Genomic DNA, 18,303 nt, shown 5'->3' with positions numbered 1-18,303 from the left:
GCTTCGGCTTCGGCGGCACAGCGCGCGGAAGGCGCGGTACGTGCCCGGGGGCGGGCGCGGTCCGTGCCGTGCCCGGGGCGGACGCGCCGCCTGTCCGTCGCGGGCGTGGTGCGTGCCCGTGCGGCGTGTGTGCCCGTGCCGCACGCTTGCCTCCGGCGCGAGGTGCCGACGGCGGCTGATGGATCGTAGCTCATTGTTACCTATACTCACAATGAACGGCGTGCTGATATTGTTCCCGCATGACCACCCCCGATCCCGAGGGCCTGCTCGCCGAGCAACTCCTGCGGCTCACCCGCCGGGTGCACCGCATCCAGAAGCGTCATCTGGAGCGCCGCGACCTGGGCATCACCCCGGCCCAGTCCCGTCTGCTGCGCACGCTGGCGCACTTCGGCTCGCCCCCGCGGATGGCCGATCTGGCCGAGCGGCTGGAGGTGGTGCCCCGCGCGGTGACGTCGCTCGTCGACGGACTGGAGTCGAGCGGCAGGGTACGGCGCGTGCCCGATCCGGCCAACCGGCGGGTGATCCGTATCGAGGTCACCGACGAAGGCCGCAAGGCGCTGCGCGAACTGCGGGAGGCCCGCCGGGCCGCCGCCGAGGAGATCCTGGCGCCGCTCGACAAGGCGCAACGGGTGGTGCTGCGGGGACTGCTGGACACCCTGATCGACGGGGATGCGGAGGCAGTCGGCGCCGGGCGGTGCTGAACCCTCCGGGAGGACGGCTTGTCGGCGGGGCCGCGAAGGGACGCCGGGCCGGGCGGCGGCGAACGGCGGGCAGCGGCGACGGGCCGGGCAGGGGCGCTCGGGCAACGCGCCCCTGCCGTGGCCGCCGGGTGCTCAGCAGCGCAGGCGGTCCTCGACGAGCACGCCCTGCACCGTCGTCGGTGTGCGGTCGCGGCAGCCCGCCGGGCCCTACGGGCGGTACCGCTCGCTCGTGGTGGCGACCGCGTGCCGCTGGTCGCGCGGCACGTTGATCGTGTACGTGGCGTCGCCCCGGTACGGTCGTCGAGGCGTGACCAGGCCGTTCGCACGCCGTCGCGCGTCTCCATGACCGTGGCGCGGTCGCCGCGGCTCAGCACGGTCCGCAGCCGGACCGCCGCGCCGACCGTGGTCGTGGCGTCCAACGTGTGGGTGCATGTGCCCCTCTGTAGCGCGTGAAGTCGCGGAACTGCGCCTCGGCGAGCGTGACCCGGCAGGTCCTTCCGGCGGGCGCGGTGACGGGCGGGGCGGCGGTGACCGGGCAGTGCCAGTCGGTGCCGAACTCGGCGGGGCGTCGGCGGCCCGGGCCGGCCCCGCCGCGGGGAAGGCGCTCAGCCGGGGGACCACGCTCGTGAGTATGTACATGACCATCCGACTTCTCATGCCCGGTGTTCTACGGGCCGACGAACTCGGGCGCAACGGTGTTCGACGGGCTGGCGAGCTCGCCCGCGACGGGGCGTCAGGACGTGGCCGAGGCCTTGCCGTGCGCCCGGAAAACCGGTTGCCCACGACCACGGAATGACGCGACGCTTTCACGGTTTGTTGCCGTCGGCGGGCGGCCCGGTACCCCCACACCCTCATCTCCTTCCTCTCGATCCCTCTCGATCCCTTCCGATCCCTCCTGACACGAGCCACTGGGACGTCATGCAGATCCAAGACCTTCCGTATCCCGACCCGGGCGTACCGGACGCACGCTCGGGGCCTCGATTCCTGTGGTGGCTGGGCCGGAACCAGTTGGGCGGCCAGCTGAAGTCGCTGGCCTGGGGGCTGCTGCACTTCCTGTCCGTCTCCGTGCTGCCCTTCTGTGTCGGGCTGGCCGTGGAGGCCGTCGTCGCCCGCTCCGGCACCCGGCTGGCGCTCGCCGGAGGGCTGCTCGCGCTGGCCTGCGCGGGCAACGCCATCGGCTCCACCGGTCTGCACCGGGCCGCCGTGACCAACTGGATCACCGCCGCCGCGCGCGTCCAGCAGCTCCTGGCCCGCAAGGCCTCCCAGCTCGGCTCGGGGCTCACCCGGCGGGTGGCCGCGGGCGAGGTCGTGGCCGTCTCCACCGGTGACGTGGAGAAGATCGGCTGGTTCGTCGAGGCCATGTCCCGGTTCACCGCCGCCGCGCTCACCGTGGTGATCGTCGTCGCCGGACTCGTCGTGTACCAGCCCGCGCTCGGCGTGGTCGTCGCCGTGGGTCTGCCCGTCCTGGCGCTCGCGGTGCTGCCGCTGCTGCCGCGCGCCACGCGGCGGGCCGACCACCAGCGCGAGAAGGCCGGGCGCGCCACCGAGCTGGCCTCCGACACCGTGGCCGGACTGCGGGTGCTGCGCGGCATCGGCGGCGAGGAACTGTTCCTCGACCGCTACCGCCGCGCATCCCAGGAGGTGCGCCACGCCGCCGTCCGCAGCGCCCGCATGTGGGCGCTGATCTCGGCGATCCAGATGCTGCTGCCCGGACTGCTGCTGATCGCGGTCGTCGCCCACGGCGTGGGTCTGGCCCGCGAGGGCCGCATCACCGTGGGTGAACTCGTCACCGTCTACAGCTCCGTCATGATCCTCACCTACCCGCTGCGTCACTTCGAGGAGATCGCCATGGCGTACTCCTTCTCGAAGCCCGCCGCGCGCCGGGCCGCCCGTGTGCTGTCGCTGGAGCGCGCGACGGACGGCGGCGGCTCCCTCGCGGGCGAGGTGCCGGCCGGCGATCTGTACGACCCGGCGACCGGTCTGCTGGCCCCGGCCGGACGGCTCACCGCCGTGGTGTGCGGCGACCCCGACGCGGCCGGCCGGCTCGCGGAACGGCTCGGCGGACACCCGGGCGAGCCAGGCACCTCGGTGCTGCTGGGCGGCGTACCGCTGGACGAACTGCCCCTCGACACCGCGCGCACGGCCGTCCTGGTGCAGGACAAGGACCCGGTGCTGCTCTCGGGCACGCTGCGGGAGCTGTTCGAGGTGCCCGCCTCCGGCGCCGTCGACGCCCGCGAGGCGCTGGCCGCCGCGCAGTGCGAGGACGTGCTGGCGGCGCTCGTCCAGGGCTCGCTCGACATCGACGACGCGATGGACGCGCGGATCACCGAACGGGGACGCTCCCTCTCCGGCGGCCAGCGCCAACGCCTCGCCCTGGCCCGCTCCCTGGCCACCGACCCCGAGGTGCTCGTCCTGGACGAGCCGACGTCCGCCGTCGACTCCCACACCGAGGCCCGGATCGCCCGGGGCGTACGGGAACTGCGCACCGGGCGCACGACCGTCGTGTTCACCTCCTCACCCCTGCTGCTCGACCGCGCCGACCGGGTCGTCCTCGTCCACGAGGGCGAGGTCGCCGCGGTGGGCCTGCACCGGGAGCTCGTGCACAAGGAACCCCGGTACCGCGCGGTGGTCACCCGCGAGACCGAGGAAGAACCGCTCCCGGACGCCGTCCGGGACGGGCGGGCCGCCCTGCGGCACGCCCTGGAAGAGATCGAGGAGACGGCATGATCGGCGTGGCGCCACCGGAGTACGACCCGGCGGCCCCGACGACGGCGAGCACCCTGCCCGTCGGCGCCCCCGCGACCGTGCGCGCGTACGTGCGGGAACTGTTCAAGCGGCACCGCCGCGCCTTTCTGGTGCTCGTCGGCGTCAACACGGTCGCCGTGGTGGCCTCGATGGTCGGCCCCTACCTCCTCGGCGGTCTCGTCGAGCGGGTCTCCGACGGCACCCGTGAGCTCCATCTCGGGCTCACCGCCACACTGTTCGTGGTCGCGCTGCTGGTCCAGGCGGTGTTCGTGCGCGAGGTGCGGCTGCGCGGCGCGATGCTCGGCGAGCGGATGCTCGCCGACCTGCGCGAGGACTTCCTGGTGCGCTCGGTCGGGCTGCCGCCCGGTGTCCTGGAGCGCGCCGGGACGGGTGATCTGCTGTCCCGGATCACCACCGACATCGACCGCCTCGCCAACGCCATGCGCGAGGCCGTCCCCCAGCTGGCCATCGGCGTGGTCTGGGCGGCGCTGCTGCTGGGCGGACTGGTCGTCACGGCCCCGCCGCTCGCGGCCGCCGTGCTGGTCGCCGTGCCGCTGCTGGTGATCGGCTGCCGCTGGTACTTCAAGCGGGCGCCCGCCGCCTACCGGTCGGAGTCGGCCGGATACGCCGCCGTGGCCGCCGCGCTCGCCGAGACCGTGGACGCCGGGCACACCGTCGAGGCCCACCGCCTGGGAGCACAGCGGGTCGCCCTGTCCGACCGACGGGTCGCGGAGTGGACCGCCTGGGAGCGGTACACGCTGTGGCTGCGGTCGGTGCTGTTCCCCGTCGTCGACATCACCCATGTCACGGTGCTGGGCTCGGTGCTGATGTTCGGCGGCGTGTTCGTCCTGGAGGGCTGGATCGACATCGGCCAGCTCACCACCGGCGCGCTCATCGCCCAGATGCTGGTCGACCCCGTCGGGCTGATCCTGCGCTGGTACGACGAGCTCCAGGTCGCCCAGGTGTCGCTGGCCCGCCTCGTCGGTGTCCGGGACATCGAGCCGGAGGCGGGTGACGCCTCGGTCGCCCCCGCCGGCCGGCACGTGGACGCGGACCGGGTGCACTTCGGCTACCTGGAGGGCGTCGACGTGCTGCGCAAGGTGTCCCTCGCCGTCGCCCCCGGCACCAGACTGGCCCTGGTCGGCCCGTCCGGCGCGGGCAAGTCCACGCTGGGCAGGCTGCTCGCCGGGATCTACGCGCCCCGGACGGGCCATGTCACCCTGGGCGGCGCCGAGCTCTCCCGCATGCCCGCGGAACGCGTCCGCTCCCATGTCGCCCTGGTCAACCAGGAACACCACGTCTTCGTGGGCTCCCTGCGCGACAACCTGCTGCTGGCGGTGCCGCGCTCGCGGGTACCGGCGGACGACGAGACCTCCGGCAAGGAGGTCCTGGACGACGCGGACGGCTCGGACGGCGAGGCCTCCGGCACGCGGACCGTGCACGAGGCGGACGGGACGGCCGCCGGCAAGCGGGCCGCGCAGGACGCGGAGCGGGCGTCCACGCGGAACCGGGTCCGGAAGGGCGCCGACCGCGCCGCCACGGCGGCGATGGCCGAGAACGCGGTGGACGACGAGCTGTGGGCCGCGCTCGGCGCGGTCGACGCCGACGGCTGGGCCCGGGCCCTCGACGAGGGGCTGGACACCGAGGTCGGCTCGGGCGGTTTCGTCCTCACCCCCGCGCAGGCCCAGCAGATCGCGCTCGCCCGGCTCGTCCTGGCCGATCCGCACACCCTCGTCCTGGACGAGGCGACCTCGCTGCTCGACCCCCGGGCGGCCCGGCACCTGGAGCGGTCCCTGGCCCGGGTCCTCAACGGTCGTACCGTCATCGCCATCGCCCACCGGCTCCACACGGCCCATGACGCCGACCTGATCGCCGTCGTGGAGAACGGCCGCATCAGCGAGCTGGGCAGCCATGACGAGCTGGTCGCCGCCGACGGGGCGTACGCGGCGCTCTGGCGCTCCTGGCACGGGTGAGCCGACCCGGGCCGGGAGCGGCCCGGGACCCGTGGCGTTGCGCGGTTCCGACCAAGGGTGGAAGTCTGGAAACCGGCACCGGTCGCGGGAACACCCGTCGGCCGGGTGCCACCGAGACGGCTCGGGTCCGCGCCCCGCGCGGCTGCGACACCCTGCGGCCCGATGTGTGAACGGCATCGTCCCCAGCCCCTGGAGGTACCCGTGAACAGCGCCGACGGATGGGGAGACGACGTCTACCAGCCCGACGGGTCCGAGGTCCAGGACGACGCGGGCCTGCTCGACGCGGAGGACACCCTGGTCGACGACGGTGTCGGCGACCCCCTCGACCGCGGCTGGTCCCCTCCGGAGCGGCCCTGGGCGGTCGAGCACACCGGTGTGACGGCGGCCGAGCGCAGGCAGGGCGAGACCCTGGACCAGCGCCTCGCCGAGGAGGTCCCGGACGTGGCCGCAGCCGACGGGGACGGCATCGGCGACCGCGACGCGGACGGCGAGCTGCTGGACAACGAGGTCGGCGCGGTCCGCTCGGGCCGCCTCGTGGCCCCCGACGAGGGTGCCCACGAGGACGAGGAGAGCGCCCTCGTCGCCACCGACGTCGGCATCGACGGTGCGGCGGCCTCCGCCGAGGAGGCGGCCATGCACATAGTCGACGAGGAGGCGCTCTCCGGCTGACGGAGCGCCCGAGCCCCTTCCCCCACCGCACCAGGAGTCCTGATGGCGAAGGACGAACGCCCCGGCTACCGCCCTGTCGTCTTCCGCGACCGCGCCGCCGGTTACGCCTTCCTCACCCGGTCCACCGCGAGCAGCGACCGGACCATCGAGTGGGACGACGGCGAGACCTACCCGGTGGTGGACGTGGAGATCTCCTCCGAGAGCCACCCCTTCTACACGGGCAAGGCACGTACGGTCGACAGCGAGGGCCGCATCGCCCGCTTCGAACGCCGCTACGGCGAGGGCGAGACCGGCGGCAACTCCTGACCGACGCGGGAGCCCGCGCCCGAGAGGACGCCAGGCGGTCAGATCACGTTGAGCGCTGCCGCGCAGCCCACGCCGCCGAGCAGCATGAACACCGGCATCAGCACCTTGAGCTCCACCCAGCTGCCCGCACGGAACCGCATGACCTTCGGCGGCCCGATCGGGTACCAGCGCCTGCGGCCCAGCGGGATCGGCCACAGGATCGGGCAACCCGACACGGTCAGGGAATCCCCGATGTCGTGCACCAGGGCACCGAGCACGATCGGCAGCCCCAGCCACAGATACTCCTGACCCGGGGCGGTGAACAGCCAGTCCGCCCCGTTCCCCGGCTTGTCCAGCAGTCCGGCGAGGATCCACGAACTGGTCGCGGCCAGCAGCCACACCAGCACATCGCTGCTCGAACCCCGGGCCGCCCGCCACAGCAGGCCCTCGATCGCCAGCACCATGTGCACGAAGAGGATCGCCAGGACCGCCCAGCGGCCGCCCGTGATCGCCAGCACCGAGGTGCCCGCGCCGATCATCACCGCCCACAGCCAGGTGTGCGTCAGGGTGCGGTGCCCGCCGGAACGGCGCGCGTCGCCCGGCTTCCGGGTCGCCTTGTAGACGGCGTAGGAGAGCTTGTCCACGATCTCGCACAGCCACCGCGAGAGCGGACCGAAGGCGCGCGAGATGGTCGCCGCCTTGTGATCCAGGTCGGGGGCGAGCGCGGCGCCGGCGCAGAGCAGCGAACCGACCAGGAGGACCGGCCAGGGCATCGTGTGCCCGGCCGCGGCGGCCGCCGCGCCTACGCCGAGCCAGGCCGCGGCGCCCGACAGTGAGTGTGCTGGTCCCATCATCGCCGTTGCCCGCCCCGTCCCTCATGTGCCGCTGTCCACTTGACCGCGTGGACTTACGCCACGTCGGCGCCACAGCGTAGCGGCAGCGATCTTCGCGCGGGCATCCGATTCCCGCATCGGGCGGGAGGCCAGGCAAGATGGGGGCGTGACCCTCATCGATCAGCTCCCGCCGACCGCCGACCCCGACGCCCTCTACGAAGCCTTCGAGTCGTGGGCCCAGGAGCGGGGTCTCACGCTCTACCCCCATCAGGAGGAGGCGCTGATCGAGGTGGTGTCCGGCGCGAACGTGATCGTGTCGACCCCCACCGGCTCCGGCAAGAGCATGATCGCGGCGGGCGCCCACTTCGCCGCGCTCGCCCGTGACGAGGTCACCTTCTACACGGCTCCCATCAAGGCGCTGGTGTCGGAGAAGTTCTTCGAACTGTGCAAACTCTTCGGCACCGAGAACGTCGGCATGCTCACCGGCGACGCCTCCGTCAACGCGGACGCGCCGGTCATCTGCTGCACCGCGGAGGTGCTCGCCTCCATCGCGCTGCGCGACGGCAAGGACGCCGACGTCGGCCAGGTCGTCATGGACGAGTTCCACTTCTACGCGGAGGCCGACCGCGGCTGGGCCTGGCAGATCCCGATCCTCGAGCTTCCCCAGGCCCAGTTCATCCTGATGTCGGCGACGCTCGGCGACGTCTCGATGTTCGAGAAGGACCTCACCCGGCGCACCGGCCGCCCCACCTCGGTGGTCCGCTCGGCGACCCGTCCGGTGCCGCTGTCCTACGAGTACGAGCGCGTCCCGCTGACGGAGACACTCACCGAGCTGCTCCAGACCCAGCAGGCGCCCGTGTACATCGTGCACTTCACCCAGGCGCAGGCCGTCGAGCGGGCGCAGGCGCTGATGAGCATCAACATGTGCTCGAAGGCGGAGAAGGAGCAGATCGCCGAGCTGATCGGCAACTTCCGCTTCACCACCTCGTTCGGCCGCAATCTCTCCCGCTACGTGCGCCACGGCATCGGCGTGCACCACGCCGGCATGCTGCCCAAGTACCGGCGCCTGGTGGAGAAGCTCGCGCAGGCGGGCCTGCTGAAGGTGATCTGCGGCACCGACACGCTGGGCGTCGGTGTCAACGTGCCCATCCGCACGGTGCTGTTCACCGCGCTGACCAAGTACGACGGCAGCCGGGTGCGCACGCTGCGCGCCCGTGAGTTCCACCAGATCGCGGGCCGGGCCGGCCGGGCCGGTTTCGACACGGCGGGCTACGTGGTGGCGCAGGCTCCCGAGCACGTCATCGAGAACGACAAGGCGCTCGCCAAGGCCGGCGACGACCCGAAGAAGCGGCGCAAGGTGGTGCGCAAGAAGGCGCCCGAAGGCTTCGTGGCCTGGAGCGAGGACACCTTCGAGAAGCTGATCGGCTCCGAGCCGGAGCCGCTGACCTCCCGGTTCCGGGTGACGCACACGATGCTGCTGTCGGTCATCGCCCGTCCCGGCAACGCCTTCGAGGGCATGCGGCATCTGCTGGAGGACAGCCACGAGCCGCGCAAGCAGCAACTGCGCCACATCCGGCGGGCCATCGCCATCTACCGCTCCCTGCTGGACGGCGGCATCGTCGAGAAGCTGGACGAGCCCGACGCCGAGGGCCGCATCGTCCGGCTCACCGTCGACCTCCAGCAGGACTTCGCGCTCAACCAGCCGCTGTCCACCTTCGCGCTCGCGGCCTTCGAACTCCTCGACCCCGAGTCGCCCTCCTACGCCCTGGACATGGTGTCGGTCGTGGAGTCCACGCTCGACGACCCGCGTCAGATCCTCGCCGCCCAGCAGAACAAGGCGCGCGGCGAGGCCGTGTCGGCGATGAAGGCGGACGGCGTCGAGTACGAGGAGCGCATGGAGCGCCTCCAGGACGTCACCTACCCCAAGCCGCTGGAGGAGCTGCTCTTCCACGCCTACGACACGTACCGCAAGAGCCACCCCTGGGTCGGCGACCATCCGCTGTCCCCGAAGTCCGTCATCCGGGACATGTACGAGCGGGCCCTGACCTTCACGGAGCTGGTGAGCCACTACGAGCTGGCCCGCACCGAGGGCATCGTGCTGCGCTACCTCGCCAGCGCCTACAAGGCCCTCGACCACACCGTGCCCGACGATCTGAAGTCCGAGGACCTCCAGGACCTGATCGAGTGGCTCGGCGAGATGGTCCGCCAGGTCGACTCCAGTCTGCTGGACGAGTGGGAGCAGCTCGCCAACCCGGAGGAGATGACCGCCGAGGAGGCCCAGGAGAAGGCCGACGAGGTCAAGCCGGTCACCGCCAACGCGCGTGCCTTCCGGGTGCTGGTCCGCAACGCCATGTTCCGGCGCGTGGAGCTGGCCGCGCTCGACCAGGTCGGCGAGCTGGGCGAGATGGACGCCGAGTCCGGCTGGGACGCCGACGCCTGGGGCGAGGCGATGGACAAGTACTGGGACGAGTACGAGGATCTCGGCACCGGCCCCAACGCGCGGGGACCCAAGCTGCTCGTCATCGAGGAGGAGCCCGCGAACCGGCTGTGGCGTGTCCGGCAGATCTTCGACGACCCGAACGGGGATCACGACTGGGGCATCAGCGCGGAGATCGATCTCACGGCCTCCGACGCGGAGGGCCGCGCGGTCGTCCGTGTGACCGACGTCGGCCAGCTGTGACCGCAGGGGGGAAGCACTCATGACGAACCCGGCCGAGAGGCTCGTCGACCTGCTCGACCTGGAGCAGATCGAGGTCAACATCTTCCGTGGCCGCAGTCCCGAGGAGTCCCTCCAGCGGGTCTTCGGCGGCCAGGTGGCGGGCCAGGCGCTGGTCGCGGCCGGTCGCACCACGGAGAACGACCGCCCGGTGCACTCGCTGCACGCGTACTTCCTGCGGCCGGGCCGGCCCGGGGTGCCGATCGTGTACCAGGTCGAACGGGTGCGGGACGGGCGGTCGTTCACGACCCGCCGGGTCACCGCCGTGCAGCAGGGCCGCACGATCTTCAATCTCACCGCCTCCTTTCACAAGCCCGAGGAAGGGAGCTTCGAGCACCAGTTGCCGCCGGCCCGCAAGGTGCCGGACCCGGAGTCCCTGCCGACGGTGGCGGACGAACTCCGGGAGCATCTGGGCGCGTTGCCCGAACAGCTGGAGCGCATGGCGCGCCGGCAGCCCTTCGACATCCGTTATGTGGACCGGCTGCGCTGGACGAAGGAAGAGGTCCAGGGCTCCGATCCGCGCAGCGCGGTGTGGATGCGCGCGGTCGGACCGCTGGGCGACGACCCGCTCGTGCACACCTGCGCGCTGACCTACGCCAGTGACATGACCCTTCTCGACGCCGTGCGCATCCCGGTCGAGCCGCTGTGGGGGCCGCGCGGCTTCGACATGGCGTCGCTGGACCACGCGATGTGGTTCCACCGGCCGTTCCGGGCGGACGAGTGGTTCCTCTACGACCAGGAGTCGCCGATCGCCACGGGCGGGCGGGGGCTGGCCCGGGGCAGGATCTACGACCTCGAGGGCCGTCTGCTCGTCTCGGTCGTCCAGGAAGGGCTGTTCAGGGCGTTGTAGGCCGGTCGAGGGCCGGACCCGGCGTTCAAGTGCGCCGCGGTGGGCGTTCACCTCGGCGGATGCGTGCGCGGCCTCGGCGCAGGCGTCCCAGCAGGCCGCCGCGGGCTCGCGCCGGGGCCGGCGCGGGTTGCGCCGGGGCCTTTCGCGCGGGTTGCGCAACCTCGTCGCCCCGGCTCGGCAGGGGCTCCAGGCCCGGTGGTTCGCCCCGGCCCGGCCGAGGCTCTGCCGCCGGAGAGGCAGGGGGCGGCGCGGGTGCCGTGGTCCGCCGGGGTGTGGGGCGGGGCGCGGGCTGCTCGAGGCGGGCGGCCTCCACCGCCGCGATCAGCTCGGCCCTGAGCCAGGCGACCTCGTCCGGCTCGTCGGCCCTCATGATCCGTTCGGCGACGCGTGCGGCCGGGGAGCCCGGCGTGCCGTGTGCGGGCAGGCTCGGGCGGAAGCGGTTCAGGTGGGCGCGCTCGTAGGGGTCCGGCACGAGCTCGACGGGATCGCCCGGGCCGAGCAGCGCGGCGAACACTCCCGCCTGCTGCCAGGGGTCCTCGGCCTGGCGGAGCAGGAAGCCCACGTGCCGGCCGCGCCAGTTCCGGGGGCGCAGGTCCACGCCGGCCTGGACCTGACCGCGCAGACTGTGCGGCAGCATCCGCCCTTTCAGCAGCGAGGCGTTGTACGGTTCGGCGGCGAACTGCCGTAGTTCGTCGGCGAGATACAGCCACACGACTGCCCGGTAGCGGTTGAGGTAGAAGCGCACCGGTGTCACCAGGCCGACGCGCGCGAACCGGGTGAACCGGGTGGCGGGCACTTCCAGCAGGCCCGCACCCGCGCTCGTGCCCACGACGCTCAGGCGCTGCCTCAGGCCCTCCGGGTGGTCCGGCGCCGAGCGCAGCCGTTCGATCTCGGCGTAGGGGACGCGGCGGCCGCCGCCGCCCTCGTCCGGCACGGTCCGGATCCGGCCGAGGTGCATCGCGAGCTCGAACTCGCCTCGCCTGAGGTCCAGTTCGCGTGCGGCACGGCTGGTGGTGCAGGTGGGGTCGGATCGCGTGACGGTGTGTTCGGACATGGCCTGTCTCCCCCGTGGAGTCGGTGGCCCACGCCGTGTGCGTGGCCCGTGGGAAAAACCGTAGCCACCGCGGCCGATCTCGTGGCGAGCCTGTGGATAACTCTTCCGGAAGGGAGAGATAGCAGGTCAGGGGTCTGCGGACGGTGCTTGCTCGGGCTGCCGGGCGTCCACCGCGAGGTGTTCGCCGACCCGGTTCACGAGCAGCGTCATCTCGTAGGCGATCCGCCCGATGTCGGCCTGGGCGCCGCTGAGGACGCACAGACAGCTTCCGGCGCCCGCGGCGGTGACGAACAGCACCGCGTCATCGAACTCGATCATGGTCTGGCGGACCTGTCCGGCACCGAAGTGGCGTCCGGACCCCTTGGCCAGGCTGTGCAGTCCGGAGGCGACGGCGGCCAGGTGCTCGGCGTCCTCGCGTCGCAGCCTGGTACTCGCTCCGGTGACCAGCCCGTCGTTGGACAGGACCAGCGCATGCCGGACTTCCCCGACACGCTCGGTCAGATCGTCCAGTAGCCAGCCGAGTTTCTGGTTCAGCGCCATGCCCGGTCTCCCCGTGTGCCGCTTCCCCCTGCTCGGAGGAACTCTTTGCAAGCGTTCCCCACGAGCGGGCCGCCGGGCAAGGAGGATGGGGACATGGCACGCAAGATGACCGACGAGGAGTGGCGGGCGTTCGTCTCGGACGGCACCCGCACCGGCAAGCTGTCCACCGTCCGGGCCGACGGAAGCCCGCATGTGGCACCCGTCTGGTTCGTGCTCGACGGGCACGATCTGGTGTTCACCACCGGCAAGGACACCGTCAAGGGCCGTAATCTGCGGCGCGACGGGCGGGTCGCGCTGTGTGTGGACGACGACCGCCCGCCGTTCGAGTTCGTGGTGGTCCAGGGCCGGGCCCTGGTGTCGGAGGACCTCGCCGATCTACGCCACTGGGCGGCCAGGATCGGGGCACGGTACATGGGCGAGGAGCGCGCCGAGGAGTTCGGGGCGCGCAACGGCGTCCCGGGCGAACTCCTGGTCCGGGTCACCGTCGACAAGGTCGTCTCGGCAAAGGCCGTCTCCGACTGAGGCCCGCCCCGGAATCCGCGGTCGCCGCCACGGTCTCAGCTCACGGAGTCCAGCAGCCGGGCGGTGTGCATCCGCCCGGCGTACTCGACGAGTTGGATCAGCACCTCCTTCCCGGAGTCCTTGTCGCGGGCGTCGCACAGCACGACCGGTGTGCCCTGGTCGAGGTCGAGGGCGCGTGAGACGTCACCGGCGGCGTGGGTGCGGGAGCCCGGGAAGCAGTTGACGGCGACCACGAAGGGGATGTGCCGGTGCTCGAAGTAGTCGACGGCGGGGAAACAGTCCTCCAGACGCCGGGTGTCGGCGAGGACCACCGCGCCCAGCGCCCCCTGTGACAACTCGTCCCACAGGAACCAGAAGCGGTCCTGTCCCGGGGTGCCGAACAGGTAGAGGGACAGTCCGGAGCGGATGGTGATCCGGCCGAAGTCCATCGCGACGGTGGTGGTGACCTTCTGGTCGACGCCGTCGGTGTCGTCCACCGACCGGCCGGCCTGGCTGAGCAGTTCCTCGGTGCGCAGCGGCCTGATCTCGCTGACCGCGCCGACCAGGGTGGTCTTGCCGACGCCGAAGCCGCCGGCGACCAGGATCTTCAGCGCCAGCGCGGCCGTCTCGTCGCCCGTGCCGTCGGAGTGCTCGGAGACCATGGATCACTTCTCTCGGGAGTTCCGGAAAACGGTCGTCGTGGGGGGAGTTCGGGGCCCGGACCGTGCAGGCGCGCGGCCTCCGCACGGATGGCGAAGTCAGCATGATGACAAGTGCGGGCCCTCTTCGAGGGGTTGGACAGGTTGTGGACCGATCTGACCGTCCGGACCCTTCCGCTGCCCGGTTGGTTCACAGGTCGGTGGTGGTCTGCGTCCGTATGGCTTTCGACATCTCGTGCGCGTCGCCTCGTGGCTGCTCCTTCCCTGTGCCCGCCTCCGATCTCGCTAGAGCGCCCGCAGCCCCGCGATCACCTCGCGCAGAATCCGCTCGTCGGGCAGCTGTGCGGGCGGTACGGGCCGGGTGACGGTGACACAGCCGAGCTCCAGCAGGTCGCCCAGGAGGACGCGCACCACGCCGACGGGAAGATCGGCGCCGGCGGCGAGTTCGGCGACGGACTGGGTCTCCGTCCGGCACAGGTCCGTCAGCGACCGGTGTTCGGGCCCGAGGTCGACGACGTCCTCGGCGCGGGGCGCCGCCGGGTCGAGGGTGACGAGGGCGATCAGGTCGAGACGCGCGCCGCCGGGACCGGGCTTCGTCCGTCCGCCGGTCATGGCGTACGGGCGGACGAGGGGGCCGGCCTCGACGTCGTACCACTGGCTGCCCCGTCCGCTCGGGGCGCCCCACAGGTCGTCGGTCATGGCCGCGGACCGCGTCATCCCGCCGCGGGCGGCTGTGCGGCGGCGCGCGGCGGCGTGTAGAGGTGCTCGCCGACCCGCCGGACCAGGCGCGCCATCTCGTAGGCCACCAGGCCGATGTCCGCGGTCACCGCGGTGAGGAGGGCGAGGCAGGAGCCGTCGCCGGCGGCGGCCACGAACAGGAAGCCGTCGTCCATCTCCACCATGGTCTGGCGTACGCCTCCGGCGCCGAAGTGGCGTCCCGTGCCCTTGGCGAGACTGTGGAAGCCGGAGGACACCGCGGCGAGGTGCTCCGCGTCCTCGCGGCCGAGGTCGCTGGAAGCGCCCACGGGAAGTCCGTCGTTGGACAGCACCACGGCGTGGCGCACCTCGCGCACCCGCAGCACCAGATCGTCCAGCAGCCAGTCGAGTTCACCGGACCGCTGGGCGGCGCTCATCCTCGGGTCCTGCGTCATGCGGGGTCTCCTTCGCTGCTGTCGCCGGCTGCGCGGTGGGGCGGCACGGCGGCGGTGCCGGGGGGTCTGCCGCCGCCGCGCGCCCAGCCGTCGCGGTACGCGGCCATACGGTCCCGGGCGAGCTCGGGGGTGCGCTGGTCGTCGGCACGGGGGCCGGTCTGCCGGTCGGGCGGCCGGGGCGCCTCGCGCAGCTGGGGTGCGAGCGAGGCCTGGCGGACCCGGCGGGGCAGGTTGTCGGCGCGCTCCGGCTCCTCGGGGGTGCGGTGCGGGCGCAACGCCGTCACCCCGGGTGGCGGGGTGCCGGACGGGGGCGGGGGCGGTGGTGCGGGGGTGATGGTCAGGGCGGGGCGGTCTCCGGTGGGCCCGGCGGACTCCTGACGCCGCTCGTCGGTGCGCCCGGTGGCCTCCTGGTAGGGCGCGCCGGCCGGTCCGGAGGTCTCCTGATGCCGCGCCCCGGGACGGACGACCGTTTCCCGATGCGGCGTTCCGCCCGGTCCGGCGACCTCACGGCCTCGTGGACCGGGCGGTCCCACGGCTTCCCGGGCGGGCCGGCCGACGGCTTCCTGGTAGGGCGTTGCGCCCGGTCCGGCGACCTCCCGGGACCGCGGGCCGCCGGGCACGCGCGCGTACTCGGCTTCCGCGGCGGGCAGCGGCGCCCTCGTGACCTCGTTGCCGGATCGTTCCGGCGCGCCGCTGTGCAGCAGCGCCACGGGCAGCAGGACCACGGCCGTGGTGCCGCCGTAGGGCGAGGGCCTGAGGTGGACCTGGACGCTGTGTCGGGCCGCGAGGCGGCTCACCACGAACAGGCCGAGCCGGTCGCTGTCGAACAGGTCGAGCGACTCGGACTGGGCGATGCGCCGGTTGGCCTCGGCGAGGGTCTCCCTGCCCATACCGAGGCCGCGGTCCTCGACCTCGATGGCGTAGCCGTTGCCGACGGGTTCGCCGGTGACGCGCACACGCGTGTGGGGCGGGGAGAACTGCGCCGCGTTCTCGACGAGTTCGGCCAGGAGGTGGGTGAGGTCGGCGACGGCCGCGCCGGCCACGGCCGCCTCGGGGAGCTGACGCACCTCCACGCGCGCGTAGTCCTCGACCTCCGAGACGGCCGCGCGGATCACGTTGGTCAGGGAGACCGGCGTGCGCCAGGCCCGGCCGGGTGCCGCGCCGGAGAGGATGATCAGGCTCTCCGCGTGGCGCCGCATACGGGTGGTGAGATGGTCCAGCCGGAACAGGTCGCTGAGCTCGTCGGGGTCCTCGGAGCGGCGTTCCATGCTGTCGAGCAGGGTCAGCTGGCGGTGTACGAGGATCTGGCTGCGCCGGGCGAGGTTGACGAAGACGCCGGAGATGCCGCTGGCGAGTTCGGCGCGCTCCACGGCGGCCCGCAGCGCGGCGCGGTGGACCGTGCCGAGTGCTTCGGCGACCTGACCCGCCTCGTCCTCGGCTCGCGGTCCCGCCGGGGCCTCGGCCCGGATGTCGATCTCCTCCCCCGCGCGCAGCCTGCGCATGGCCTCGGGAAGCTTGCGCCGGGCGATCTCCAGGGCGCTGTTGCGCAGGCCGACCAGTTCGACGACGAGTCCGCGGCCGATGCGCACCGAGATGACCAGGGAGGCGGCGACGGCGGCGAGGCCGAACAGCACGGCCGCTCCGGCGGGGGTGAGCAGTCCGCGGGTGAAGGGGTCGGCGCGGTCGGCGACGTCCCGGGCGGTGTCCTGCTCGATGGTCCGCATGGCGCTCTGCACGCGCGCGTGGGCCGGCCGCCATGCGCTCTCGGGGGCGGCCGAGAGCGCCTTCCTGCCCGGTGCGGAGGCGAGGACCCGGTTCTCCATGGCCACGAGGGCCGCGTAGGCGTCGGAGTCGGCGAGTTTCTGCCAGGCCGCGCGCTCCCTGCCGTGCAGATCGGCCACGGCCGCCTCGGTCAGGGCACGGCGGGTGTCGACGACGCCGGTGAACAGGCGCAGCCGCTCGCCGGAGAGGTTCTTGGCCGGGCGTGCGCCGTCCAGCAGCACGTCCTCCCGGGCCAGTGCCTCGCCCGCGCGGGAGAACTCCAGCAGCACGCGCGCGTCGGAGCCGAGTTCGGCGTCCTGGATGCCGGTGAGGGCGCCGCCGACGGCGAAGGCGTCCGAGATGCTGCGGGTGTAGCGCTCGTAGGCCTCCTGCCAGCCGACGCGTCCGTCCGTCAGCTCGGTGCGCAGCGCGCCCAGCTGTTCGGCGCCGGTGACGAAGGCCTCCAGGCGGCGGGCGACTCCGGAGGGCAGTTCCTGGCTGTCGGCGACGGTGCTGCCGCCGCCGAGCCGAAGCCGGGCGACGGCCTTGTCGGTGGTCCGGGCGAGCTGGTCGAGGTCGGTCCCGGAGCCGGCGGTCGGGGCGCTCGCGTGGCCCACCGCGGCGGCGCGTTCGGCCTGGAGCGCGGTGACCGCGAGCGCGACGGGCGTGCGGATCTCGGCGTCCACGCGCTGCAGCTGCCGCAGCCGGGACACGTCCTGGGCGGTGGAGACGGTGGCGTACGCCCACAGGGCGAGCAGGGAGATCACCGGCACCATCAGCAGGCAGACGATCTTGGCGCGCACGGTGCGCGGGCGTATCCGCCAGCGTCCCGCGCGCGTGGGCGCGCCGCCGGGCGTGTCGCTCGCGGAGGGGTGGGGTTCCTCGTCGGCCGGGAGTCCGGCGTGGGCGCGGCGGCCGCGCGGCGGCGCCGGGGGCGGCGGCTCGTCGTCCGCCGTTCGGGGACTGCGGGGTGTACGCATGGCCTCCTCGCTCGGAAAGGGGATCGGGGCGTGCCGTGGGGCGCTGCGTGCGTACGGCCGGCTCAGGGGGTGAGTTCCACCGGGCGCTGGGCCGAGGCGGTCGCCTCGCGCTCTCCCGACGTGGGCGACAGCGCGACGAAGGCCGAGGTCAGGAAGAGGTAGGACCCGAGGCCGACGGCGAGGGGGAAGATGAACTGCATCGCCGTGGCCCCGGGCAGCACCTCACCGGAGGGCGTGACGCTCACACGCACCGCGAACATCCCGGTGTAGTGCATGCTGCTGACCGCCGCTCCCATGACGAGCGAGGCGAGGGTGACCGCGACGGCCGACTTGATGTTGAGCGCCGCCCACAGGGCCGCGGTCGCCGCGACGACGGCGATCAGGACGGAGAGTCCGACCATGACCGGGTCGTAGGTCACGTCACCGTGCAGCCGTACGGCCGCCATGCCCAGGTAGTGCATGCTCGCCACACCGAGGCCGGTGGTGAGTCCGCCGAGCAGGAGCGCTCGGCCCCGCTCGCGGCTGTAGCCGACGGCGAACACGCCGGCGCAGACGACGGTCATCGCGACGAGCAGGCTGAGGATCGTCAGCGGAACGTCGTAGCGGATCTCGGTGCCGTGGACGCCGAAGCCGAGCATGGCCACGAAGTGCATCGTCCAGATGCCGGTACCGATGGCCGAGGCGGCCGTCAAGAGCCAGTTGCGGCGCGAGCGCCCGGTCGCACCGAGGGCGCGCACGGTGCAGCGCAGTCCGAGTGCGGCGCCTATGCAGGCCATCGCGTACGACAGCACGGGGGTCAGCCAGCCGAAGGTGGCGTGGTCCAGGTGTCCCATGGCCCAGGGACGCTAGCCGGGGCATGGGCGCACAAAGGGGGCGCATTTCGAA

Annotated in this window: 16 protein-coding genes and 1 pseudogene; 8 read left to right on the top strand and 9 right to left on the bottom strand. The window is 72.9% G+C overall.

Features of this window, described 5'->3' with window-relative positions:
- The first annotated feature begins 239 nt into the window (after positions 1-239).
- A complete protein-coding gene (locus ACFYR0_RS05975; protein WP_389322328.1) occupies positions 240-701 on the top strand; it encodes a MarR family winged helix-turn-helix transcriptional regulator in 462 nt (153 codons plus the stop codon).
- A gap of 132 nt (positions 702-833) precedes the next feature.
- Here the strand turns inward: ACFYR0_RS05975 and ACFYR0_RS05970 are convergent.
- Positions 834-1,129: pseudogene (locus ACFYR0_RS05970) on the bottom strand (peptide-N4-asparagine amidase); the annotation flags it as partial.
- 490 nt (positions 1,130-1,619) lie between these two features.
- Here ACFYR0_RS05970 and ACFYR0_RS05965 point away from each other — a divergent pair.
- The 4 genes from ACFYR0_RS05965 (at position 1,620) to ACFYR0_RS05950 (ending at position 6,394) form a co-directional block, all read left to right on the top strand.
- A complete protein-coding gene (locus tag ACFYR0_RS05965) occupies positions 1,620-3,428 on the top strand; it encodes an ABC transporter transmembrane domain-containing protein (protein WP_389322326.1) in 1,809 nt (602 codons plus the stop codon).
- Positions 3,425-5,419, top strand: coding sequence for an ABC transporter ATP-binding protein (locus tag ACFYR0_RS05960; protein WP_389322324.1), 1,995 nt, complete (start codon positions 3,425-3,427; stop codon positions 5,417-5,419). Before ACFYR0_RS05965 ends, ACFYR0_RS05960 begins: the two co-directional genes overlap by 4 nt.
- 201 nt (positions 5,420-5,620) lie before the next feature.
- Positions 5,621-6,088: a DUF5709 domain-containing protein gene (locus ACFYR0_RS05955; RefSeq protein WP_386379534.1), complete on the top strand. Its 468-nt coding sequence runs from the start codon at positions 5,621-5,623 to the stop codon at positions 6,086-6,088.
- Positions 6,089-6,130: 42 nt separating this feature from the next.
- Positions 6,131-6,394, top strand: coding sequence for a type B 50S ribosomal protein L31 (locus ACFYR0_RS05950; protein WP_389322321.1), 264 nt, complete (start codon positions 6,131-6,133; stop codon positions 6,392-6,394).
- Between the two features lie 38 nt (positions 6,395-6,432).
- Here ACFYR0_RS05950 and ACFYR0_RS05945 read toward each other — a convergent pair whose 3' ends face one another.
- The gene (locus tag ACFYR0_RS05945; protein ID WP_389322318.1) at positions 6,433-7,227 is read right to left on the bottom strand and encodes a metal-dependent hydrolase; all 795 of its coding nucleotides are present in this window, start codon (positions 7,225-7,227) and stop codon (positions 6,433-6,435) included.
- 145 nt (positions 7,228-7,372) lie between these two features.
- On the opposite strand from ACFYR0_RS05945, the gene ACFYR0_RS05940 reads away from it, so the two are divergent.
- Entirely contained in the window at positions 7,373-9,886 is a 2,514-nt protein-coding gene (locus tag ACFYR0_RS05940; protein WP_389322316.1) for a DEAD/DEAH box helicase, read from the top strand.
- Between the two features lie 19 nt (positions 9,887-9,905).
- Positions 9,906-10,772: an acyl-CoA thioesterase gene (locus ACFYR0_RS05935; protein WP_386379538.1), complete on the top strand. Its 867-nt coding sequence runs from the start codon at positions 9,906-9,908 to the stop codon at positions 10,770-10,772.
- Positions 10,773-10,797: 25 nt separating this feature from the next.
- On the opposite strand, the gene ACFYR0_RS05930 is transcribed toward ACFYR0_RS05935, so the two are convergent.
- Positions 10,798-11,826 (bottom strand): DUF6397 family protein, encoded by a 1,029-nt coding sequence (locus ACFYR0_RS05930; RefSeq protein WP_389322313.1) that lies wholly within the window; start codon positions 11,824-11,826, stop codon positions 10,798-10,800.
- Between the two features lie 126 nt (positions 11,827-11,952).
- A complete protein-coding gene (locus ACFYR0_RS05925) occupies positions 11,953-12,366 on the bottom strand; it encodes a roadblock/LC7 domain-containing protein (RefSeq protein WP_389322311.1) in 414 nt (137 codons plus the stop codon).
- 93 nt (positions 12,367-12,459) lie between these two features.
- Here ACFYR0_RS05925 and ACFYR0_RS05920 point away from each other — a divergent pair, with 93 nt between their 5' ends.
- A complete protein-coding gene (locus tag ACFYR0_RS05920) occupies positions 12,460-12,888 on the top strand; it encodes a PPOX class F420-dependent oxidoreductase (protein ID WP_389322309.1) in 429 nt (142 codons plus the stop codon).
- A 35-nt stretch (positions 12,889-12,923) separates the two neighbouring features.
- Here ACFYR0_RS05920 and ACFYR0_RS05915 read toward each other — a convergent pair whose 3' ends face one another.
- The 5 genes from ACFYR0_RS05915 to ACFYR0_RS05895 form a co-directional block, all read right to left on the bottom strand.
- Positions 12,924-13,529, bottom strand: coding sequence for an ATP/GTP-binding protein (locus tag ACFYR0_RS05915; RefSeq protein ID WP_389322307.1), 606 nt, complete (start codon positions 13,527-13,529; stop codon positions 12,924-12,926).
- Between the two features lie 282 nt (positions 13,530-13,811).
- Positions 13,812-14,225 (bottom strand): DUF742 domain-containing protein, encoded by a 414-nt coding sequence (locus ACFYR0_RS05910; RefSeq protein WP_386379543.1) that lies wholly within the window; start codon positions 14,223-14,225, stop codon positions 13,812-13,814.
- Positions 14,226-14,239: 14 nt separating this feature from the next.
- Positions 14,240-14,677 (bottom strand): roadblock/LC7 domain-containing protein, encoded by a 438-nt coding sequence (locus tag ACFYR0_RS05905; protein ID WP_389322304.1) that lies wholly within the window; start codon positions 14,675-14,677, stop codon positions 14,240-14,242.
- Positions 14,674-17,418 (bottom strand): nitrate- and nitrite sensing domain-containing protein, encoded by a 2,745-nt coding sequence (locus ACFYR0_RS05900; RefSeq protein ID WP_389322302.1) that lies wholly within the window; start codon positions 17,416-17,418, stop codon positions 14,674-14,676. Before ACFYR0_RS05900 ends, ACFYR0_RS05905 begins: the two co-directional genes overlap by 4 nt.
- A gap of 62 nt (positions 17,419-17,480) precedes the next feature.
- A complete protein-coding gene (locus ACFYR0_RS05895; protein ID WP_389322300.1) occupies positions 17,481-18,251 on the bottom strand; it encodes an MHYT domain-containing protein in 771 nt (256 codons plus the stop codon).
- Positions 18,252-18,303 lie beyond the last annotated feature (52 nt).

This window comes from Streptomyces sp. NPDC005017, assembly GCF_042873115.1.
Classification (GTDB): Bacteria; Actinomycetota; Actinomycetes; order Streptomycetales; family Streptomycetaceae; genus Streptomyces.
The sequence above is the reverse complement of the archived record's forward strand: the minus strand, read 5'-3'. Positions and strand labels throughout refer to the sequence as shown.